Raw genomic sequence first — 21,477 nt, 5'->3', positions numbered from 1 at the left:
AGGATGGGAATTTTGAAGAGCAGCAGTTTGGGTTACCCTCGAATCGGGGAAGATCGTGAATGGAAACGTACATTGGAAGCTTACTGGTCCGGTAAAATCGATGAAGCGGAATTTACGTCACAACTAAAGGCAATCCGTATAGGCAACTTACAAAAACAGCAGCAACGGGGCATTGATATCATCCCTGTCAACGACTTCACTTTCTATGATCAAATGCTCGATATGTCCGTCATGTTCGGTCTTGTTCCTGAACGTTATTCAGCTTATGAAGGCGGAAGTGTCCCCCTTTCCGTTTATTATTCAATGGCCCGGGGAAACAATGATGAAGTCGCTTCAGAAATGACGAAATGGTTTAATACAAACTATCACTATATTGTCCCTGAATTAAAACTGGCACAGCTTACTTTAACAGAAAATAAACCACTTACAGCATATCGGGAAGCCAAGGAAAAGCTAGGGATCGAAACGAAGCCCGTTTTGATTGGACCTTATACTTTCCTCTCCCTTTCAAAAGGCTTCAATAAACAGGAAATCCCTGGCATCATCCTGAGACTGCTTCCCCTATACACGCAAATCCTGCGGGAGTTGGAGCAAGAAGGCGTGAAGTGGGTTCAAATGGACGAGCCTTCCCTTGTTTCATCCATTTCCAAAGATGATATGCAAACCGTTACTTACCTCTATGAAAAACTGAATGAAGCAGCACCAAACCTGAACATCATGCTACAAACATACTTTGATGCCGTGGAACACTATCAAGAAGTCATCGAATTAAAAGTCCAAGGAATCGGTCTTGATTTTGTACATGATAAAGGGAGGAATTTAAGTAATCTTGAGGCGTTCGGCTTCCCTAAGGACAAAGTGCTTGCAGCGGGTGTGATTGACGGAAAAAACATTTGGCTATCCGATTTATCCAAAAAAATCGAATTGATCGAGACACTTAAGAAACAGGTAGCCGAGGACCAAATCTGGCTACAGCCCTCTTGCTCCCTGCTTCATGTCCCGGTGACCGTTCGTAATGAAACCGCCCTTTCAAAAGAAGTGAAAGAGGCCCTTGCTTTCGCTGATGAGAAACTTGAGGAAATCACACTTTTGGTCAAAGGGAATAATCAAGGCATTGAAGCAATCGCCGAAAAAGTCGATGTCAATAAATTCACGATTCAAACGTTAGCCAATTCAAATGTCCGAAATCACAGGTCTGTACAATCCAATGTCGAAAAGGTTAAAAACAGGACTGCCGGCCGTCAGCTTCCATTTAAAGAACGTTACCAAAAACAACAGGAATTTTTCAAATTACCTTTTCTCCCTTCGACTACGATCGGCAGCTTTCCGCAGACATTTGAAGTTAAACAAGCACGCGGGAAATTCAATAGAGGAGAATGGACAGCCAAGCAATATGAAACATTCGTTAACGAAGAAATCGGCAGGTGGATCGAAATCCAAGAAGAAATCGGTTTGGATGTTCTCGTTCATGGGGAATTCGAACGGACGGATATGGTTGAATACTTCGGTCATAAATTAGGCGGATTCGTCTTTTTAGAAAAGGGTTGGGTACAATCCTATGGATCCCGCTGCGTGAAACCGCCAGTCATCTACGGCGACATCCATTTCATCGAACCCATGACAGTCAAGGAAAGTGTATACGCACAATCACTGACGAAGAAGACGGTGAAGGGAATGCTGACAGGTCCTGTTACGATTTTGAACTGGTCTTTTGTCCGTGATGATATTTCCAGGGAGAATGTTTGCTATCAGCTGGCGCTCGCTTTGGAAAAAGAGGTCATTGCCTTGGAATCGGCTGGAATTAAAATGATTCAGGTTGATGAGCCTGCACTTAGAGAAGGTCTGCCATTGAAAAAAAGCGATCGCGACGAGTATTTGAACTGGGCAGTGAATTCATTCTTGATATCCACATCAAGCGTGGAGGACACAACCCAAATTCACACGCATATGTGCTATTGCGACTTCAACAGTTTCATGGATGTCATCTCCTCCCTCGATGCCGATGTAATTTCCATCGAAACATCCCGCAGTCATGGGGAGCTAGCTTCCGCATTCGAGGAAAAAACATATGAAAAAGGCATTGGCCTGGGGGTGTATGATATTCACAGCCCGCGTGTGCCGGCAGTGGAAGAAATGGTCGATATGATTGAACGGGGCATCAAGGTATTGGATAAAGACCAGTTTTGGATCAATCCCGACTGCGGCCTGAAAACAAGGGGTATCCCGGAAACCGTCGCTTCCCTGAAAAACATGGTCGAAGCAGCAAAAGTCGTCCGTAAAATCCTTTTAGTAAACCAGCAGGCAAATGATTGAAAAGAACGCTGCCCATCCAACACAGCAGTCACGGACTTTTTTAACCGACCTTGTTTTTCCACCGGATACAAATCATCATAATACCATCTTTGGCGGAAAAGTAATGGCCTATGTTGATAAAATAGCTTGCATTTCCGCTATGCGACATTGTCGAAAACCCGTTGTGACTGCTTCAAGCGACTCTTTTGATTTTTTGGCCCCCATCAAAACAGGGGACGCGATCAACCTTGAAGCTTATGTCACCTGTGCTCATCGCACATCAATGGAGGTATACGTGAAAGTGGAGCGAGAGAACCTATTAACAGGGGAAAAACAGCTTACGGCACGCGCTTTTTTAACGATGCTTGCCATTGATGAAGACGGTAAGCCGACAAACGTACCTCAGGTCATTCCGGAGACGGAAGAGGAAAAACAGCAATATGTTCAAGCCCAAGCAAGATATATCGAAAGAAAGAAAAAACGGAACTAAACAAAAACCCCTTCAACATGAATGCTGTTGAAGGGGTTCTTTCAGTTCCCTGCCCCGCGGTACCTCTTCACTCCCTGATTCCATATGAAAACGGATATCACGAAAAAGGCAACTCCAATTACAGGTGTGGCAAATGCATATGCATACCACTCTTCTTTTCTTAGGAAATAAGATGCCGGATAGACACCGACAAACGCGAATGGCAGCACCCATGTAAGGACAAAACGGATGACCTTATTATAAATATCAACAGGATAGCGCCCGTAGTTCCCGATATTGTACATCATTGGCATGATGGATGTTTTCGCATCCGACCAGAACCCAATGCTTGCTATCGCAACGAATATGGCTGCATAGGCAAGTGCCCCGCCTATTGCAAAAATGATGAAAAGAATCGGGTCATACCACGCAAGCTGAAGATCCAATGAAATCGCCGAATAGAATATAATGATCAAACCGGTCACAACACCAAATAACGCTTCAAGCTCGATTCTTTCTAAAATGACTTGAAACAGGCTATGTATCGGTCTTGTTAATATCCGGTCCATTTCACCTTTGACGATATAGCGGTCATTAAAATCCCAGATGTTGAAAAAGGCCGAAAAAAGGGCGAAAGGGATAAGGAAGAATCCATAAATGAATATGATTTCTTCACGGCTCCAGCCGCTTAAAAATTGCGTATGTCCGAAAACGACCAAGATAAATACCAGATTCACGACCTGATTCAGCAGATCTGATAGGATTTCCATGAAGAAATCGGCTCTATATTGCAGTCTTGTCTTCATATATTGACTCACATATTGAAAAAACATCGATACATAAAACATCCCGTCAACCTCCTTGAATAATCAGCTGTTTTTTTGCGACTATCCATAAAAGCTGAATCGGTATTATGAGAATGATGCACCAAATTAACTGCTGTAAAAGCGCCATGCCAATTTCGCCTGAACTGTAACCGTTCGTAAAAATCATGCTTGGTACATAGCTGATCCCTTGAAAGGGTAAATATTTCATCACTTCCTGCGCCCATATAGGATAGAAACTGATGGGCAGCAGCAGACCGGAAAATAAATCAATGATAACCCTTTTAGCGCGGATTAATCCGGCATTATTATATAAGAAAAAGGTAGTGATTCCCGTCAATAAATTAATTTGTGTATTGATGATGAAACTGAACAGCAAGGAAATACCGAAGATCCCCCATACAGCCGGATCGCGCGGCAATTCAATAGGAAAAATGAAAGCTACCAGCAGCATTCCCGGAATCGAGAAGAAGAAAAAACGGAATATCCCTTCCCCAAGTCCTTGCATCGTTTTCATGCCTAAATAGTTATAAGGCCGGATCATCTCAATGGCAACCTTGCCGTCTTTAATCTCAGTGGCGATTTCGCGGTCAATATTATTGAAATAAAAAGCGCGCGCCATCCATGCAACCGCAACATAGGTTGTCATCTGCATGCTTGAAAGTCCTTCGATGGAGCTTTTTTCTCCATATATCGCATTCCATAAGAAATAATAAGCACCGATATTAATGCTATAAATTAAAATGCCGGTATAATAATCCGTTCGATACGCAAGCATCATTAAAAAACGCATGCGGATCATGGCAAGATACTTCCCCATGGCCCTCCCCCTTCTTGATAGACACGTTGTTTCTTAATGATAAGAGAGTCAGACAGTGCCTTCTTCGTAAATGTTGCGAACAATTTCTTCAATGGACGTTTCATGAATTTTGATGTCCTTTATTTTAAAATGAGATACGACAGCTGAAACAAGCTGTGAAATATGATCACTTTCTTCTTTCAACAAGGCAATGTATGTTTGATTTTTCTCATCATGAACCCAGTTAGCGGTAAATGGGAGCGCTAATGATTGCAATTCCTTCAATGCGATCGGCTCGATGAATTGAAAATGGATCTGTTTTTCCTCAGCCCAGTTATCTTTCAAACTCTGCAATTCCCCATCATAGATGATTTGCCCTTCATCAAGCATGATTACACGCTCACATAATGCTTCAATGTCCCCTAAATCATGGGTGGTCAAAAGGATTGTCGTATTATATTTCTCATTGATTTCTTTCAGGAACTCACGAATCTTCATTTTCACGAGCACATCAAGTCCAATTGTCGGCTCATCCAGGAACAGCAAAGGCGGATTGTGGATCAAGGCTGCCGCAAGCTCGCAGCGCATTCGCTGACCAAGCGAGAGTTTACGCACTGGTTTGTCCAGCAAAGGACCGATATCAAGCGTCTTGATGACATGTTCCATATGATCGTTATATTGTTCATCCGTTACCTTATAGACCTTTTTTAACAGCCTAAACGATTCTTGAACCGCAATATCCCACCAAAGCTGTGAGCGCTGACCGAATACGACTCCAATAGTCTGAGTGAACCTTTCCCTCTCTTTATGTGGATTCATGCCATTGACCGTGATTTCGCCTGCTGTCGGTTCCAAAATACCTGTCAGCATTTTGATCGTGGTCGATTTCCCTGCTCCATTTTCCCCGATATAAGCTACCATCTCACCCTTTTTTACAGTAAAATTGATATCATTGACGGCAGGGACGACCTTATAATTTCTGGTAAGTAAATCCCGGAAGGCACCCTTTAGCCCTGAACGGCTTGATGCCGACTTAAATTCCTTCCGAAGCTGTTTCACTTGAATTGCATCACTCATCCTGTTACATCCTCCGTAATCTCATGTCCTAATGAATTAGTTTATCCAAACCAACCTTTTTAGACAATAAAAATGCTTGGATGTCATCTACCATTTTCAGGGAGGGAATGGCCGTTGTACCAGATACATATATAAAGGAGACGAGTATGCTATGAATATCAAAAAATTATTACTATCCCAAATTGAAAAGGTCGTTTTCGACCTTCGATATGACTTCCTTTATGAAGATGAGTACGGTGAATTATTATGCCAGGTCATCCAAAGGGATTCCAGCGGGTCGATCGAAAGCACCCCCATCAGTTTCCACCTTCGCATTAATGAAGAGAAAGGAACCGGGCAGCTAATCTATTACCAAGCCCAGGGCGAAATGAACCGCCAATCCTTCGACATCGAAAATCCTGACACCATCTTGGCCGTCCTTACTTTCATAACAGGAGTTTTGGGATCCCCCCAAAAAAATGTTGGACCGGAATCCTGATTCTTCTGGGGGCGCTGCGTTTCCACCAGGGTACGAATCACATTTCCTAGCCTTCCACCCCAGATTTCCAGAGAGAAAAGTGCTATGATTAAGAGGAAATATGTTTATATTTATAGGAGGTTTTAAGATTGGATTTTAGAAATTCGGAGCTTTTACATAAAGAGGCATTGGAACATATCGTTGGCGGGGTTAACAGCCCATCCCGTTCTTACAAAGCTGTAGGCGGCGGTTCGCCAGTTGCGATGGATCATGCCAAAGGGGCTTATTTCTGGGATGTTGATGGCAATAAATATATCGATTATTTAGCTGCATATGGCCCGATCATCACAGGGCATGCGCATCCACATATTACGGAGGCTATCGTTAAAGCAGCGGAATCCGGCGTTTTATACGGCACTCCGACAAAACATGAAGTCAAATTTGCCAAAATGCTGAAAGAAGCCATACCATCCATGGATAAAGTCCGCTTCACCAATTCAGGCACCGAATCAGTCATGTCCACCATCCGTGTTGCCCGCGCTTACACAGGGCGCGATAAGATCATCAAGTTTGCAGGCTGTTACCATGGACACTCTGACCTTGTTCTCGTCGCTGCAGGCTCCGGCCCGTCCACTCTAGGTACACCGGACTCTGCAGGCGTTCCAAAAAGCATTGCACAAGAAGTCATAACGGTACCTTTCAATGATATCGGTTCATTTAAAGAAGCACTTGATAAATGGGGCAATGAAATTGCAGGCGTGTTGGTAGAACCGATCGTCGGCAACTTTGGAATCGTGGAACCAAGTCCTGGCTTCCTGGAAGAAGTCATTTCATTATCTCATGAAGCCGGATCACTCGTCATTTTCGACGAGGTCATCACAGCGTTCCGATTCATGTATGGAGGGGCACAGGACTACTTGGGAATTCAACCCGATTTGACCGCGCTTGGAAAAATCATCGGGGGCGGGCTTCCCATTGGTGCTTATGGCGGTAAAAAAGAGATCATGGATTCTGTCGCACCTCTGGGACCAGCCTACCAAGCTGGTACGATGGCAGGAAATCCGGCTTCCATGCTTTCCGGGATAGCTTGCTTAGAGGTACTTAAAGAAGAGGGGCTTTACGAAGAACTTGACCGCCTGGGGAAAATCCTTGAAGAAGGTATCTTGAAAGCGGCTGGCCAATATAATGTTCCGATCACCATCAACCGCCTTAAAGGGGCATTGACGATTTATTTCACGACTGAAAAAATTGAAAACTATGAGCAGGCGGAAAATACGGATGGCGAAATGTTCGCCAAGTTCTTCAAACTCATGCTCAATCAGGGAATCAATTTGGCACCGTCCAAATACGAAGCATGGTTCTTGACAATCGCTCACACGGATGATGATATCGCTTATACTCTAAAAGCGGTTGAACATGCATTCAAAAACCTAATATAATAAATCGAATCAGCATAATTATGCATTTTTTATACACCCTCAGGATGTACATCTATCTTGAGGGTTTCTTATTTCCCTGTAACAAATCTTTAATATTAGCATTTGAAGCCAATCCTCACAAAAATCCCATCAATCACAGCATCCATCCCATTGTATAAAAAATTGATTTCTGAATATTTAAATGATATGATATGGATACATTTATACACTTTCTTTCAATCTATCAAAACTTGGACTATTGTTCGGGTTTACTAATATTTCCCCCATTAAACACATGCTACAGGAGGTGAAAGGCAGAGAATAAGGGTAACCTTATTCAAGCCACAAATATGGCCCAACAATGGACACCTGCTACATTCAAAGAATTTCACAAGGAAGAACATGATGCCTGCGGAATCGTTTCCTGCATCGAAAAAAAGAAGATCCCTACTAACGAAAACATCTTTGCCTGTATCGACGCCCTGGTTAAAATGAACCATCGCTGCGGCTTCATCAATGGTGAGGGCGATGGCGCCGGCATCCATATCGATATTCCCCGGGCTCTTTGGAAAAAGAAACTTGAAGCGGCAAATGTCGATTCAGGCATAGTCGATCAAGATACCTTCATAGTCGGCCACTTATTTCTAAGCAAAAAAACAGAAGCGAACGACTTAAAGGTCGAAGTTAAGGAGAAACTGCTCCAACATGGTCTCTCATTGATATTCGAAACGGATAAAGCCTACCGTTCCGAGGCATTGGGACCGATTGCCATTCAAGAAGACCCAGTGTTCTGGCAATTTGCCTGTTCCTCAACCATCAATAACAACCATGAGCTTTCAAATGTTCTTTTTGAGCTGACTTCCGACATCGAAAAAAGCGATTTCATCCATGTTGCCTCTTTAAGCCAGCATCATGCGGTATACAAAGTGATGGGTGCGGGGGATACGCTCCCTGCCTATTATCTTGATCTTGCCGATCCTTTGGCTGCCTCCACCATGACACTGGGACATAATCGTTTTTCAACCAATACTCTATCAAGCTTCTTCCGGGTCCAGCCTTTCAGCGTGCTTGGTCATAATGGCGAAATCAATACCATCGCCAAATTGCGTGATGAAGCGAAAATGATCGGAGTTCCCATCGCTAAAGATGGAAGCGACTCTCAGGATTTAAACAAGACGATCGAAACTTTCATCTGCCGTCATGGCTATTCTTTATTCGAAGCTGTCGATCTTATGTTTCCGCCAATCATCAATGAAATCAAGGAATATCCCGAGCACTTACAAGACTTATATACGTATTTAAGGGAAGCATGGGGTCATTTTGCACAAGGTCCGGCAGGCATCATCTCCCGTTTCGGCGATGAAGCCGTATTCTCTGTCGACTCTCTAGGCTTGCGCCCGCTTTGGAATATTGAAACGGAAACATCCTATATGTTCACTTCCGAACCAGGAATCATCCCTTCCAGTGAATATACCGGAGATCCGAAACCGATGGGTCCAGGGGAAAAAATCGGTTTGAAATGGAACGGCGACCGAATTGAATTGTACACATACAAGGATTACCAGGATAAAGTGTTTGAACTATTCAATGATCGTTTCGTCCTTTCCAATGACCGAGTCCGCTTACAGCCACAGGCTTTTGAAAAGGTTGTCTCCATGACAAACACGCAAGCCATTCATAATGGTCAGTATAAAGCCTTTGGGTGGGAAAGGGAGCATGTCCAATTAGTGGAACAGATGGCCGAAAAAGGCGCTGAGCCAATTCGTTCACTTGGTCATGATGCGCCGCTGGCGGCACTTAATCCCCAACGGACCAACATTGCTGATTTCATTAAGGAAAGCGTGGCCGTTGTAACCAACCCGGCGATCGACCGGGACCGGGAAACCGAGCACTTCTCAACAAGGACGATCATAGGAAAGCGCCCTTCCCTATTCGAAGCGAATAAGGCAGGAAAGGTGACGGAGCTGCTGACTCCCTTATTGATCGAAGGATCAACGGGTTATGAGTGCTCATCCATCGTATCGCAGCCAAGCTATGACCAGTTCATTAAATATAACCAAGATCAAAAACTCGTGCACATCATTTCAAGCACATTCAAAGAGGATGAAAACATCACGGATGCCCTGACCAGGATTACGGATGAAAGTGTCAATGCTGTGGATGAAGGAAAAACGCTGCTCGTTCTGGATGATGCCCTTGCCCATCAAAACGGCAACCTTTGGCTTGATCCACACCTGGTCACTTCAGCCGTCGACCAAGCGTTGGTCCGTACAGGCAAGCGTCGTGATTGTTCCATCCTTTTACGTTCAGCATCGCTAAGGTCACTGCATGATATCATCGTTTCTTATGGTCTTGGGGCCAACTTAATCAGTCCCTATTATATGTTCCTTTCCTTATCTTCAGATGACCATAAGGGGGTTACCAATCTATATAACTCCTTGACGAAAGGGCTTGAGAAGGTCATCTCCACCATTGGCATTCATGAACTGCGCGGCTATGGAAGACTTTTCTCAAGCATCGGTTTACATGAGGAAATCGCGAAATATCTAAATGTGGCTAATTTCTTCGGATCCAATGATCTTGACTATAATTTTGATAAAATCAAAGCAGATGCCATCCAGCGTGCAGAGGATTACGGCAATGAAAAAGAACGGATGGGGAAGACCTTCCATCTATTCCCTAGAATCTGGAAATCTATCGGGGAAGTTGCTTCAACAGGGGACTATGATGCTTATTGCGAAAAGATCACTGAACAGGAAGAATCCAATCCGACGACGATCCGCCACTTGACATCATTAAAAACTTCAGATGCTTCCGTCCCTTCTGAAGAAGTCAGCCTTTCGGTCGGTGAACAGGAATTGCCGTTCGTCATAGCCTCCATGTCCTTTGGATCACAAAATGAGATTGCTTTCCGGGCCTATGCAGAAGCTGCCGAGAGGCTAGGCATGATCAGCATGAATGGCGAAGGCGGGGAAATAAAGGATATGCTGGGCAAGTACCCGAAATCCCGCGGACAGCAAATCGCTTCCGGACGTTTCGGTGTCAATGCAGAACTCCTGAACTCTTCAAATCTATTGGAAATTAAAATTGGTCAAGGGGCAAAACCCGGTGAAGGCGGTCACCTTCCCGGTTCCAAGGTCACAGCCAAAATCGCAGAAGCCCGAAATGCTACAATCGGTTCCGACTTGATCTCCCCTTCCAATAACCATGATATATACTCGATTGAAGATTTGGCCCAGATGATCCATGAGCTAAAAACGGCAAATGACAAGGCAAAAGTTGCCGTCAAAGTACCAGTTGTTCCAAACATCGGTACGATTGCTGTCGGCGTCGCAAAAGCAGGGGCCGATATCATAACGCTTTCCGGTTTTGATGGCGGAACGGGTGCTGCCAGAATCCATGCTCTCTCACATGTCGGCCTGCCAGTTGAGATAGGTGTGAAAGCGGCCCATAATGCACTGCTTGAATCAGGTATCCGGCAGAACGTTGAAATTTGGGCTGACGGTGGGTTAAAAAGCTCGATGGATGTTTTGAAGGTAATGCTGCTTGGGGCAAATCGTGTAGGCTTTGGGACCCTTTCGATGATTGCAGTCGGCTGCACAACGTGCCGCGGATGTCACCTTGATACTTGCCATGTGGGCATCGCCACCCAAATTGAATCGGAAGCTCAGGCGAAAGAACACGGGCTGCGCCGTTTTGTTCCACGTAAATTTGATTTAGCCGTACAGGGGTTAACGAATATGTTCAGTGCATTTGCAAAAGAACTCAAATCTTTGACCGGATCACTTGGGGTGAAGAATCTACAGGATATCGTCGGGCGTTCTGATTTGCTGCAGCAAGTTAAAGGTCAACAATCATTGGATTTAACCTATTTATTAAAAAATCTGGATATAACACCGTTCTCGCATAAGGAAGCGGCGGCATATTTGAATGAAGGCTCCATGCAGGTAGCCGTTGGCGCAGAATATCTTGATTCGCATGTAGATGAACTGCAGCAATCCCGCAGCTATAGCTCGATTACATCCGAGCAGCGTGTACTCGGCAGCAGGGTCTCCTGTCACCGCGTTAGGGGCAGATTGGATGGGTCATACAAAAAACTTCCTCCCGTTCACCTATCCTACCAGGATGGTTCCATTCCGGGTAATGGACTTGGGGCATACAATACGGAAGGAATTTCAATCAGCGTGAATGGCGGTGCCCAGGATGGTATCGGTAAAACATCGATTGGCGGTAACATTGCCATCTTTAAATCTCCAGGAAAAGATGGGAAGTTCTACAATGGCTCTGTCGGTAAGGGCTTTGGTTACGGTGCACAGCATGGTCTCCTAATTGCCCAGGGTGATGCCGATGCCAGGGCGGGAATCCGGCTTTCCGGAGCGGATATGATCATTGGCGGATTATTGAAACAACCGCTTCCTAAAAAGGAACACGGGAATATAGCGGTAACATCCAATATTAAGGGATTCGCTTTTGAATACATGACAAATGGAAGAGGTTTAGTTCTAGGTGATCCCGGTCCATGGATTTGCGCAGGGATGACAGGGGGTGTCGTTTATTTACGGCAACAGCCTGAATCTGGATTAACCAAAGAGGTCATTAAGAAACGGGTTGCGAAAGGGGCAAAGATATCCATTGAGTCCCTATCTGCAAAAGGCCTGCAGGATGTGGCTGAACTCCTTGGCAAATACACGGCCCTCTTGAAAGACCATGGCCAAACCGAAGAAGCGGCCTCTTTAGAGACACTGCTTCAGAATCCTGGAGAGCATTTCCTTCAGGTCGTTCCAGTTAAAGAACAGGCGGATCCTGCTGTATCCACGGAGTGATGCCGAAAATGTATATTAAAAAAAGCTGATGCTCTTCATTTCGAGCATCAGCCTTTTCCCGTCATATACCTCTGGGATCGTCTTCAAACGATTGAAAACCAATGCTGAAAGCAATCAAGAAATTGCCTAACGTTTCTTTATATATTAAACTTGATTTTAACTATTGTATCTCTTAGGAAAATCCTGTATATTACTTTTTGTTTACATCATCTTATTTTAGTGTAAAGTACTAACAAATAAGTTAGAATACAACTTTAAGCAAAGGCCTATATATTAATAGAGCCTTTTCTTGCCAGACCCATTACAACACAAAGAAAGGATTAACCCATATATGAAGTTTGGTGCCCGCATTCTCAAAACAGGAATAGCAATTGTTTTAGCGCTTTACCTATCGGAACTGCTTAACCTTCCTGCTCCTGTCCTTTCTGGGATTGCTGCAATTTTTGCAATACAGCCGACCATTTACCGTTCATATCAAACGGTATTGGAGCAAATTCAAGGAAATATCATTGGCGCATTGGTTGCTGTCTCCTTCGTTTTGTTGTTCGGAAATGATATTTTTATTATCGGTCTTGCCGTAATGGTTGTCATAACCATCAATTTAAAACTGAAAATGGATAAAACGATTGTCCTTTCCATCGTGACGGTCATTGCCATCATGGAAAGCCAGGACGGGGAATTCCTTAATTTTGCCTTTATTCGTCTCTCATCCGTTTTGCTTGGAATCGTTTCTTCGTTTATCGTGAATCTTGTTTTCATTCCTCCAAAGTACGAAGCAAAGCTTTATACACGCATTACAGATGTAACGGAAGACATCTTGAAATGGATCAGAATCAGCACAAGACATGCTACAGAACACACTTTATTGAAAAAGGACATCAGCCGGTTGAAGGCGGAGTTACTCGATTTGGAACATATCTATTCCATGTACAAAGAGGAACGGGAATATTTCAAGAAGAACAGTGTTGCTAAAGCAAGAAAGCTTGTCGTTTATCGGCAAATGATCATAACGACGAAAAAAGCGTTTGAAACCTTGAAGAGAATCCATAAATTCGAGAATGAAGTATATCAAATGCCTGAAGATTTCCAACGGAGCATCTTACAGCAGCTTGATTCATTGATCCGCAAGCATGAGCAGTTGATATTACTGCATATCGAAAAAATCAAGTCAATCGAGGAAATCGAAGATTGGGACCAGGATTGTTTAAGTCGTAAAGAGCTGCTCGCCCATTTTTTCGAACAGCAGAATCAAGTGGACGAAATGCATGATAACCTAGGCCACCTCTCTGCCCGCCTTGTACCATTGATTTCTGCAGTCATAGAATATGACGAACAATTGGAACACCTTGAAAAGCTGATCGTCAGCTTCCAGTCGTTCCATAAGGAAGATAACGAAATATCTGTCCAGTACGAAGAAGATTAAAAAAGACGGTTCCCGGGAACCGTCTTTTTTTCGTCTCTATTTAGAGCATGCCCTCATTCAATCATCCAAAAGGTTCTTATCAGCAGCCTTTTCAATCGTATCCAATTTCTTCAAAAGATCCTGCAGCTCATCTTCCGAGAATGAATTGAAGTTCTTGCCCATCGATTTGTTATGATCGGCAAGGACTCTCCCCAAAATCGCTTCCCCAGCTTCTTTTAATTCAAGGTTAATGACCCTGCGGTCCTTATCAGAGGGCTGCCGTTTCACATAATCCATTTCGACCAGCTTATCTACAAATACGGTAATCGCACTTGGCTTTACGGTTAAGAAGTCAGCCAGCTGGGTCGATTTAATCGACCCCTCTTTTTTCAATATCAATAAAATGAAAAACTGAGGCGATGTTAATCCATAAGGCTGAAGATTTTTTGCTACGATGGCCCTAAGCTTCTTCCTAATCCGAAAAATCTGCATCTCTATACTATTAGTTACTTCCCATTTAAATTCCAGCCTTCTCACTCCTTATATAGGACAATCCTACCTCTTAAATTTAATTAAATGGCATTCCAATGTCAACTTTACTTTCCATATATCCTTAAAACTTAAAAAAATTCAAATTTTTACTATTTCACTGTATTTATTTCCCACCATTTTTCCGAATAAATTACATGACAAAAAATAATTAAACTGGTAAACTCTTTACTTAATAATATTAATACTTATAAAAATTAATATTTATTAAAATTAATAAATAAACATTAGAATAGGAGGTTATTTCATTTCTAGCTAATGAACGTAAATAAAAAAAGGAACACATCATCAATATATTTTTGGAGGCGAAACAAGTGAATAGAGGACGTTTAGTTTTAATCAATGTCATTGGTTTGGTTATTATAATAGCCGCATTGGCCGGTGGGGCTTATTACTATTATGAAAGCACGAATTTCATTAAAACGGATGAAGCGAAAGTGTCAGGTGAGCTTTATACCATCGTTGCCCCCGCTGCCGGTAAACTAGCAGATTGGGACTTACACGAAGGAGACAGTGTAAGTAAGGATGACAAAGTTGCCAATGTAACCACCCTAGATGGTAAAGAAGCGGTAAAAACCGCAGCACAAGGTACAATCGTTAAAACACAAGTGCATGATGAGCAGCTTGTTCAAGCAGGTCAAACGCTAGCACAAACCATCAATATGGAAGATCTGTCCATAACGGCTAATATTGAAGAAAATAAATTGAAGGATATCGAAAAAGGTGACAGCGTCGATATTATCATCGATGGAGATCCCGATACGGTCTTCGAAGGTACATTGGAACAGATCGGTTATGCTACAACGTCTGTCTTTTCAGTGATGGGCAATCAAAACAGCAGCGGGAACTATACGAAAGTCACTCAAAAAGTACCAGTCAAAATTTCCATCAAAGCACCATCCGACAAAGTTCTGCCTGGAATGAACGCAGAAGTGAAAATTTCGACTAAATAAACCGGCTACACAGTTATACAGAAAGGAGGCTTTTCTTTACATGGCTTCTCAAACCATCACAGTAAATGAAAACAAGGGAATGAAACAGTTTGCCCCCATGTTAATTATCCTAATGCTAGGTTTGTTCATGGTCATTTTGAATCAAACCTTGCTTAGTGTCGCCATGCCAAGGATGATGGCAGAATTCAATGTAGCTGCGACTACGATTCAATGGTTATCAACTGGATTCATGCTCGTGAATGGAGCCTTGATCCCACTTTCCGCTTTTTTAATAGAACGGTTTGGCACGCGCATTTTATTCCTGGCTGCCATGTTTCTATTCACCGTCGGGACATTCATCTGCGGCATCGCACCAAATTTCCCCGTCATCCTTACAGGCCGGCTGATTCAGGCTGCTGGCGGCGGAATCCTGCAGCCTTTGGTCATGACGATCATTCTTTTCATCTTCCCTCCGGAAATGCGCGGGAAAGGGATGGGGATCTTTGGACTTGCCATTATGTTTGCCCCTGCAATCGGCCCGACTTTATCAGGTTGGGTCATTCAGGAATATAGCTGGCGGGTCATGTTCTACGCAATGGTGCCATTAGGCATGATCGTCATGACACTCGCCTTTTTAAGTATGCGTAATGTAGCGGAACCAAGGAAAATCAAATTGGATTTGCTGGGTGCCTCTCTATCCTTGCTAGGTGTTGCATCATTACTATACGGTGTCAGTGAAGCAGGTTCCAAAAGCTGGACGGATCCAATTGTTCTGGGGACGATCATCATTGGGCTGATCCTTTTGACGCTTTTTGTTGTTCAACAGCTAAAATCGGAAACACCTATGCTCGACTTCCGTGTATTTAAGTATGACATGTTCGTATTATCCAATATCATTTCTGCAATCGTCACAGTGGCCATGTTTACCGGGATATTCTTATTGCCTATATATTTGCAGACTTTAAGAGGCTTCACACCAGTTCAATCCGGCCTGTTGATGCTACCCGGAGCCCTTGTGATGATGGTGATGTCACCCATTTCAGGAGCATTATTTGACAAAATCGGACCTCGTCCATTAGCACTAATTGGGTTGGCGATCACTGCCGTCACAACCTTCGAATTCGCTAAATTGACTACGGAAACAACCTATTCGACTTTGGTCATCATCTATGCCATCCGCGCACTTGGAATGTCTTTACTGATGATGCCGATCATGACTGCTGGGATGAATCAGCTACCTAAGCATTTGAATACACATGGTACGGCAATGAGCAATACGCTGAAACAAGTGACCGGAGCCATTGGTACGAGCTTCGTGACGACCATTTATACAACCCGTGCTTCTTTCCATGGAACTGCTTTAGGAACGGAAATGAGTACAAGTGATCCCGGTTTTGTTCAGAATTTCCAAACTATCGTTCAATCCATCATGACTTCGATGAATCAAACTAGTGAACATGCACAGGAAACTGCCATGTCCCTGATTTCTTCTCAAATCCAGGGACAAGCAAATGTGATGGGAATCAATGATGCATTCTTTTGGGCAACAGGCTTCGCAATTGCAGGCATCGTTCTCTCACTATTTTTGCGCGACGTTCGGAAGGATAAAGCAATGAAACAAGCTAAACAAGAACCTTTGGATGTACCTTTGCTTCCTTCGCCAGTAAAAAAATCGGTTTAATTAAATGGAGGAATTAAAATGAAGATCTATGTTGTTTACGACAGTGAAGGTAACCATACGAAAGCACTTGCCGAATCAATAGCTCAAGGAGCCGCTGCGGTTCCTGGGGCTGAGGTTCTCATTGACCATGTAAACGAGGCGGATGTTTATAAGCTTCAGGAAATGGATGCGATCATTTGGGGCTGTCCCGGTCATTTCGGAACCATCAGTTCGAGTTTGAAAACATGGATCGATAAACTTGGGTATCTTTGGGCGGAAGGTGCGCTGATCAATAAAGTGGGGGCTGTGTTCTGTACCACGGCCACCGTACATGGCGGACTCGAGGCTACCATGCTGAACTTAATCACCCCTATGCTTCATCAAGGCATGATCATTGTCGGCTTGCCCGGCACTGTCCCGGAAAATGCCTTATATGGTTCCTACTATGGAGTAGGGATAAGCTGTCCGCCCGGTGTGGATGACAATATCACCAAAAATGACTTGAAGCTTGGAGAAGCATTAGGAAAACGGGTAGCCCATGTCACCCGTTCATTCATAAACGGGCTCTAGGAGGCTTGATTCAATGGGCATAATTCTAATTATCATCGTTGCCATATTAGCGGTTACGGGCTTGATCACATTCAATATCAAAGCCTTATCACCTGAAGGTAAGCCGACTGCAGTCGAGGAAGAGAATTCGTCGGAAGAGTCCGCTTTCCCGACTGCAGATGATTCCATTACCGAAATCATCTCCCCCACAGACAATGATGAATTGAAAATGAAAGATCAGGATTATCGTTTGGCTCTTTCCAAGCTTCATAAACAAAAACCAAATGATGAGCCAACTGCAGAAAAAAAGCCTGATATTCGCAAAATGAAAGACAAGGAATACCGTGGTACATTGGAGGACTTCCGACAGAATGGCGATTAAAACACCCCCCCATTAGGCTAATTTGCCATTTGGGGGTTTTGTTTTATATGCCATTGAATGGATCTTCTCCTACCTCTGCGGCCACCTTCAACTTAGTGATCGACGTGCAGTCTTTAACTTTATTTTCTGGTTGACAAATATTCACAAAGACTTTAAGCTAAGGTAATGCAACGCATACAATTTGTTAAACTCAGCTTTTGTTGAGAGACGGAATTTTAAAAGGATTTCCTTTTTTCGTTCGTCACTTGCCTTTTTGGCAGGTGGCGATTTTTATTTTTATAGGGGTGAAAAATATGCAACTTTTGAAGTATTCCATAATGGTCTTAATCGGTTCGATTTCATATGGCACTTTATCCACCATGATGAAGTTTGGATTCATGGATGGCCATTCTTCTGGAGAACTGGTCGGCAGTCAATATCTTGTCGGTTGGCTGATTGTCTCCGTTATATTTCTCTTTTCGTTTAAATATAAAGTTTCATGGAAGAGTGCCGGATTACTTTTAATCACGGGCATGATGTCCACTTTCGTCGGAAAGGCATATGCAGTTTCCGTATCCGAGCTTCCCGCTTCGATTGCCGTTGTCTTTTTATTTCAATTTACCTGGATAGGCGTCCTTATTGAAAGCTTCTTAAATAAAAGACGCCCGGATAAAAATAAACTCATTGCCATTTTCGTTCTTTTCATCGGTACATTATTGGCAGGGGCAATCTTCGGTCAGCCTCTATCTGGCCTAAGCCTAAAAGGCGTATTGTTCGGACTATTGTCTGCATTGCTTTTTGCGCTGTATATGTACTGCAACTCTCAATTCGCTGTTGGGGAATCTTCCATGAAACGGCTGTTTTTCATTGCAACGGGTGGTATGCTGACTGCTGTATTCACAACTAACCCCGTCACACTTGTAACGAATCTTGTCCAAACGAACCTATGGTACTACGGTCTGCTGCTCGGCACATTGGGTGTTTTAGTTCCTTTCTTTTTCTTTGCTGTCAGTTTACCGAAAGTGGGGGTCGGGCTTGGAACTATTCTTTGTGCTGCGGAACTGCCTTCAGCGATGGTCGTTTCCGTCATCTTCTTGAATGAACAGGTAACGTCACTGCAATGGTTCGGGATGTGCTTGATCATCGTCGGCATCGCCTTGCCTGAGGGAATAAAGCATCTGCCGCATTTCCTTCCTGGAAAAAAAACGCTGCATGAAAAAAGGATTTCATAACGTGCATGCACAAGTTCGTATCAGAATAAAAAAGAAGGCCATTCCTTTAGCGGAATGGTCTTCTTTTTTATCTTGTATCCTTAAGAATCCAATTGTTGTACTTGAAATAGGTTGTAGTAATTCCCTTGCTTTTTCATAAGTTCTTCGTGTGTTCCCATTTCCGTAATTTCCCCATTATCGATATGAATGATCCGATCGGCATGGGTGATGGTTGATAACCGATGGGCGACGATTATCGTGGTCCGGTTTTTCGCCAAAATATCCAGCGCCTCCTGGATAAAGTGTTCACTTTCCAAATCCAATGCGGAGGTGGCTTCGTCGAGTACAAGGATTGGCGGGTTTTTCAAAAATACCCTCGCAATGGCCACCCGTTGCTTTTGGCCCCCGGATAATTTAACTCCCCGCTCCCCTACTTTCGTTTCATATCCTTCTTTTAGACCCATGATGAAGTCATGGGCATTCGCCGCCTTTGCCGCTTCAAATACTTCTTCATCACTTGCATCAGGTCGTCCCATAAGGATGTTGGCCTTAACCGATTCACTAAATAAGATATTATCCTGTAGTACCATTCCTATTTTATCTCTTAGGCTGCGGACTTGATATTTACGGATATCCGTCCCATCCAATAATACCCTTCCCTCCGTCACATCATAGAAACGGGAAATCAAACTGACGATCGAGGATTTCCCGCCGCCGCTCATACCGACAAGTGCAATGGTTTCCCCTGGTTTAACATCCAAGTTTATATGTTTCAAAACGGGTGCCTCTTTCTCGTCATAAGCAAACGATACATCCTGAAAGGTTATTCGACCATCCACATGCTTCAGCTCTTTCGCCCCTGGTTCATCATCGATATCATACTTCTCATCCACAAACTCAAAAACCCTGTCCATGGACGCCAATGTCTGGGTCATTGTCGTCGAAGAGTTAACTAAACGTCTGAGGGGATTATATAGCCGGTCAATGAAACCGACGAAAGCAACCATGGTACCCAGTGACAATTGTTCATGAATGACCTGATAACCGGCAAATCCTATCACGAGCAAGGGGGCAATATCCGTGATCGTATTCACGACAGCAAAGGACTTGGCATTCCAGCTCGTATGCTTTAGGGCTTTATCGAGGAAATTCTTGTTCTGCTTTGCAAACAATTCCTGTTCCCTGTCTTCTATCGCAAAGCTTTTGATGACTGACATCCCTGAAACCCGTTCATGAAGGTGACTCTGTACATCCGCTAAGGCTTGGGACCGAATCCTTGTATACGTTCTCAGCTTGCCAAAGAAATGCTTAATCGAAAATGCGTAAAATGGAAGCATGATGATGGATACAATGGTTAATTTCACATCCATCGTAAACATGATGACTATCACTATGATGATCGTTGCGATATCGAGCCAAAGGTTCATTAAACCCGTGATGACAAAGTTCTTCGTTTGTTCCACGTCCGTGATCATCCTTGAAATGACCTCGCCCACCCTTGTATTGGAATAATATTTAAAACTCAGTTTCTGTATATGGGTAAATAAATCATTACGAATATCATATAAGATTTTCGTTCCGGTCCATTGAGCGAAATATTGTCTGTAATACTCAATCGGCGGTCTAACTGCAACAAAAATGAATATCATGATGGCCATCGCCCATATAAGGCGTTCGGACTTCACGGCTTTGGACAGATCACCGTTTCCGATGATGTCATCCACTATATACTTACTGAGCAATGGAAGCAAAAGCGGAATCGCGAACTTTAGCAGTCCAATCAGTACCGTTCCGATTATCTGCCATTTATATGGTTTGACGAATTGCAAATATCTCTTAATGCTCCCCACGGAATTCCTCCTTTTCTTAATCAATAAATCCAAATGCTAAAAAAGCCCATAACGGTCATTTGGGAATCTTATATGCACTATTCAATTATATTTTCCTTTTCGGTAATTAACTATCAAAAGGATCACTTTCATAAACATTTGTAGGAGGTTTAATGGTTCCTGCGTATTGAAAGAGTGAATCAGATGTGTAGGTAAGATACACAATGAAAAAGCCTGCCAATTATGCAGCAGGCCTTTTCTATCATCGATAGGTTAAAAAGCGTTCATACCAACTATCAATAAACTCTGCGGAGAATGGTCCTTTTCGCTGGCGTATCATATAAATCAAATAGTCTACGTTCTGTTTCAATATTGAATCGATGGCATCCGGGTAATTCATTTCTTTCCGATGCCTTTCATATTCATCCTCATCCAGCAAATTAAACGTCATATCTGGGAATACTTTAATGTCCAGGTCATAATCAATGTATTTCAATGCTCCCGAATCGTATGTGAACGGCGAACTGATATTGCAATAATAATAAACTCCGTCCTCTCTCAACATACCAATAACATTAAACCAATACTTTGAATGAAAATAGCAAATCGCCGGCTCTCTCGTAATCCAGGTCCTTCCATCTGATTCCGTTACCATAGTACGGTCATTCGCTGCTATCACCAGATTTTGGGTCCCTTTTAAAACGGTTGTCTCTTCCCAGATACGATGGATATGTCCATTATGTTTATAGCTATGGATTTGGATTTTTCCTCCTTCGGCAGGAACAATCCCCATTTATCTCTCCCTACTTTCTATAGACACCCTGA

General features: G+C 43.3%; 17 protein-coding genes. 11 read left to right on the top strand and 6 right to left on the bottom strand.

What is annotated here, in order from left to right; translation table 11 throughout:
* The first annotated feature begins 3 nt into the window (after nucleotides 1-3).
* Nucleotides 4-2,313 carry a 5-methyltetrahydropteroyltriglutamate--homocysteine S-methyltransferase gene (gene metE / locus AC2YHV_RS05990; RefSeq protein WP_487372798.1) on the top strand — a complete coding sequence of 770 codons (2,310 nt, stop codon included), beginning with the start codon at nucleotides 4-6 and terminating at the stop codon, nucleotides 2,311-2,313.
* On the top strand, nucleotides 2,306-2,782 hold the full coding sequence (locus AC2YHV_RS05985) for an acyl-CoA thioesterase (RefSeq protein ID WP_106028011.1): 477 nt from the start codon (nucleotides 2,306-2,308) through the stop codon (nucleotides 2,780-2,782). Before metE ends, AC2YHV_RS05985 begins: the two co-directional genes overlap by 8 nt.
* A 41-nt stretch (nucleotides 2,783-2,823) precedes the next feature.
* On the opposite strand, the gene AC2YHV_RS05980 is transcribed toward AC2YHV_RS05985, so the two are convergent.
* The 3 genes from AC2YHV_RS05980 to AC2YHV_RS05970 are packed head-to-tail and all read right to left on the bottom strand — an operon-like array spanning nucleotide 2,824 to nucleotide 5,461.
* Nucleotides 2,824-3,609 carry an ABC transporter permease gene (locus AC2YHV_RS05980; RefSeq protein WP_053533803.1) on the bottom strand — a complete coding sequence of 262 codons (786 nt, stop codon included), beginning with the start codon at nucleotides 3,607-3,609 and terminating at the stop codon, nucleotides 2,824-2,826.
* Between the two features lie 4 nt (nucleotides 3,610-3,613).
* Nucleotides 3,614-4,405 (bottom strand): ABC transporter permease, encoded by a 792-nt coding sequence (locus tag AC2YHV_RS05975; protein ID WP_057278729.1) that lies wholly within the window; start codon nucleotides 4,403-4,405, stop codon nucleotides 3,614-3,616.
* A gap of 48 nt (nucleotides 4,406-4,453) precedes the next feature.
* Nucleotides 4,454-5,461, bottom strand: coding sequence for an ABC transporter ATP-binding protein (locus tag AC2YHV_RS05970; RefSeq protein WP_487372797.1), 1,008 nt, complete (start codon nucleotides 5,459-5,461; stop codon nucleotides 4,454-4,456).
* 151 nt (nucleotides 5,462-5,612) lie between these two features.
* On the opposite strand from AC2YHV_RS05970, the gene AC2YHV_RS05965 reads away from it, so the two are divergent.
* The 4 genes from AC2YHV_RS05965 to AC2YHV_RS05950 all read left to right on the top strand — a co-directional run bounded on the left by AC2YHV_RS05965 (nucleotide 5,613) and on the right by AC2YHV_RS05950 (nucleotide 13,582).
* Nucleotides 5,613-5,939 carry a hypothetical protein gene (locus AC2YHV_RS05965; RefSeq protein WP_413009736.1) on the top strand — a complete coding sequence of 109 codons (327 nt, stop codon included), beginning with the start codon at nucleotides 5,613-5,615 and terminating at the stop codon, nucleotides 5,937-5,939.
* Between the two features lie 128 nt (nucleotides 5,940-6,067).
* Nucleotides 6,068-7,357, top strand: coding sequence for a glutamate-1-semialdehyde 2,1-aminomutase (locus tag AC2YHV_RS05960; RefSeq protein ID WP_063592104.1), 1,290 nt, complete (start codon nucleotides 6,068-6,070; stop codon nucleotides 7,355-7,357).
* 329 nt (nucleotides 7,358-7,686) lie between these two features.
* Nucleotides 7,687-12,159, top strand: coding sequence for a glutamate synthase-related protein (locus tag AC2YHV_RS05955; RefSeq protein ID WP_487372796.1), 4,473 nt, complete (start codon nucleotides 7,687-7,689; stop codon nucleotides 12,157-12,159).
* A gap of 331 nt (nucleotides 12,160-12,490) precedes the next feature.
* Entirely contained in the window at nucleotides 12,491-13,582 is a 1,092-nt protein-coding gene (locus tag AC2YHV_RS05950; protein WP_034305350.1) for an FUSC family protein, read from the top strand.
* A gap of 57 nt (nucleotides 13,583-13,639) precedes the next feature.
* Here AC2YHV_RS05950 and AC2YHV_RS05945 read toward each other — a convergent pair whose 3' ends face one another.
* Nucleotides 13,640-14,098, bottom strand: coding sequence for a MarR family winged helix-turn-helix transcriptional regulator (locus AC2YHV_RS05945; RefSeq protein WP_084738069.1), 459 nt, complete (start codon nucleotides 14,096-14,098; stop codon nucleotides 13,640-13,642).
* A gap of 326 nt (nucleotides 14,099-14,424) precedes the next feature.
* Between AC2YHV_RS05945 and AC2YHV_RS05940 the strand changes: the two genes are divergently transcribed.
* The 5 genes from AC2YHV_RS05940 (at nucleotide 14,425) to AC2YHV_RS05920 (ending at nucleotide 18,844) form a co-directional block, all read left to right on the top strand.
* Nucleotides 14,425-15,063, top strand: coding sequence for a biotin/lipoyl-containing protein (locus tag AC2YHV_RS05940; protein WP_057278723.1), 639 nt, complete (start codon nucleotides 14,425-14,427; stop codon nucleotides 15,061-15,063).
* A gap of 55 nt (nucleotides 15,064-15,118) precedes the next feature.
* Nucleotides 15,119-16,723, top strand: a complete 1,605-nt coding sequence (locus tag AC2YHV_RS05935; RefSeq protein WP_487372806.1) for a DHA2 family efflux MFS transporter permease subunit — start codon at nucleotides 15,119-15,121, stop codon at nucleotides 16,721-16,723.
* A gap of 18 nt (nucleotides 16,724-16,741) precedes the next feature.
* Complete coding sequence (locus AC2YHV_RS05930; RefSeq protein ID WP_034305357.1) at nucleotides 16,742-17,272, top strand: NAD(P)H-dependent oxidoreductase; 531 nt, start codon at nucleotides 16,742-16,744, stop codon at nucleotides 17,270-17,272.
* Nucleotides 17,273-17,285: 13 nt separating this feature from the next.
* Nucleotides 17,286-17,633, top strand: a complete 348-nt coding sequence (locus AC2YHV_RS05925) for a hypothetical protein (RefSeq protein WP_057278720.1) — start codon at nucleotides 17,286-17,288, stop codon at nucleotides 17,631-17,633.
* 293 nt (nucleotides 17,634-17,926) lie between these two features.
* Nucleotides 17,927-18,844 carry an EamA family transporter gene (locus AC2YHV_RS05920; protein ID WP_048678324.1) on the top strand — a complete coding sequence of 306 codons (918 nt, stop codon included), beginning with the start codon at nucleotides 17,927-17,929 and terminating at the stop codon, nucleotides 18,842-18,844.
* Between the two features lie 80 nt (nucleotides 18,845-18,924).
* Here AC2YHV_RS05920 and AC2YHV_RS05915 read toward each other — a convergent pair whose 3' ends face one another.
* Entirely contained in the window at nucleotides 18,925-20,673 is a 1,749-nt protein-coding gene (locus AC2YHV_RS05915; protein ID WP_034305364.1) for an ABC transporter ATP-binding protein, read from the bottom strand.
* Between the two features lie 241 nt (nucleotides 20,674-20,914).
* Nucleotides 20,915-21,445 (bottom strand): nucleoside tri-diphosphate phosphatase, encoded by a 531-nt coding sequence (gene ntdP, locus AC2YHV_RS05910; protein WP_048685440.1) that lies wholly within the window; start codon nucleotides 21,443-21,445, stop codon nucleotides 20,915-20,917.
* Nucleotides 21,446-21,477: the final 32 nt, after the last annotated feature.

Source organism: Peribacillus sp. SRI_006, assembly GCF_057586375.1.
Note: the sequence above shows the minus strand (reverse complement) of the source record. Positions and strands in the feature narration are given on the sequence as shown.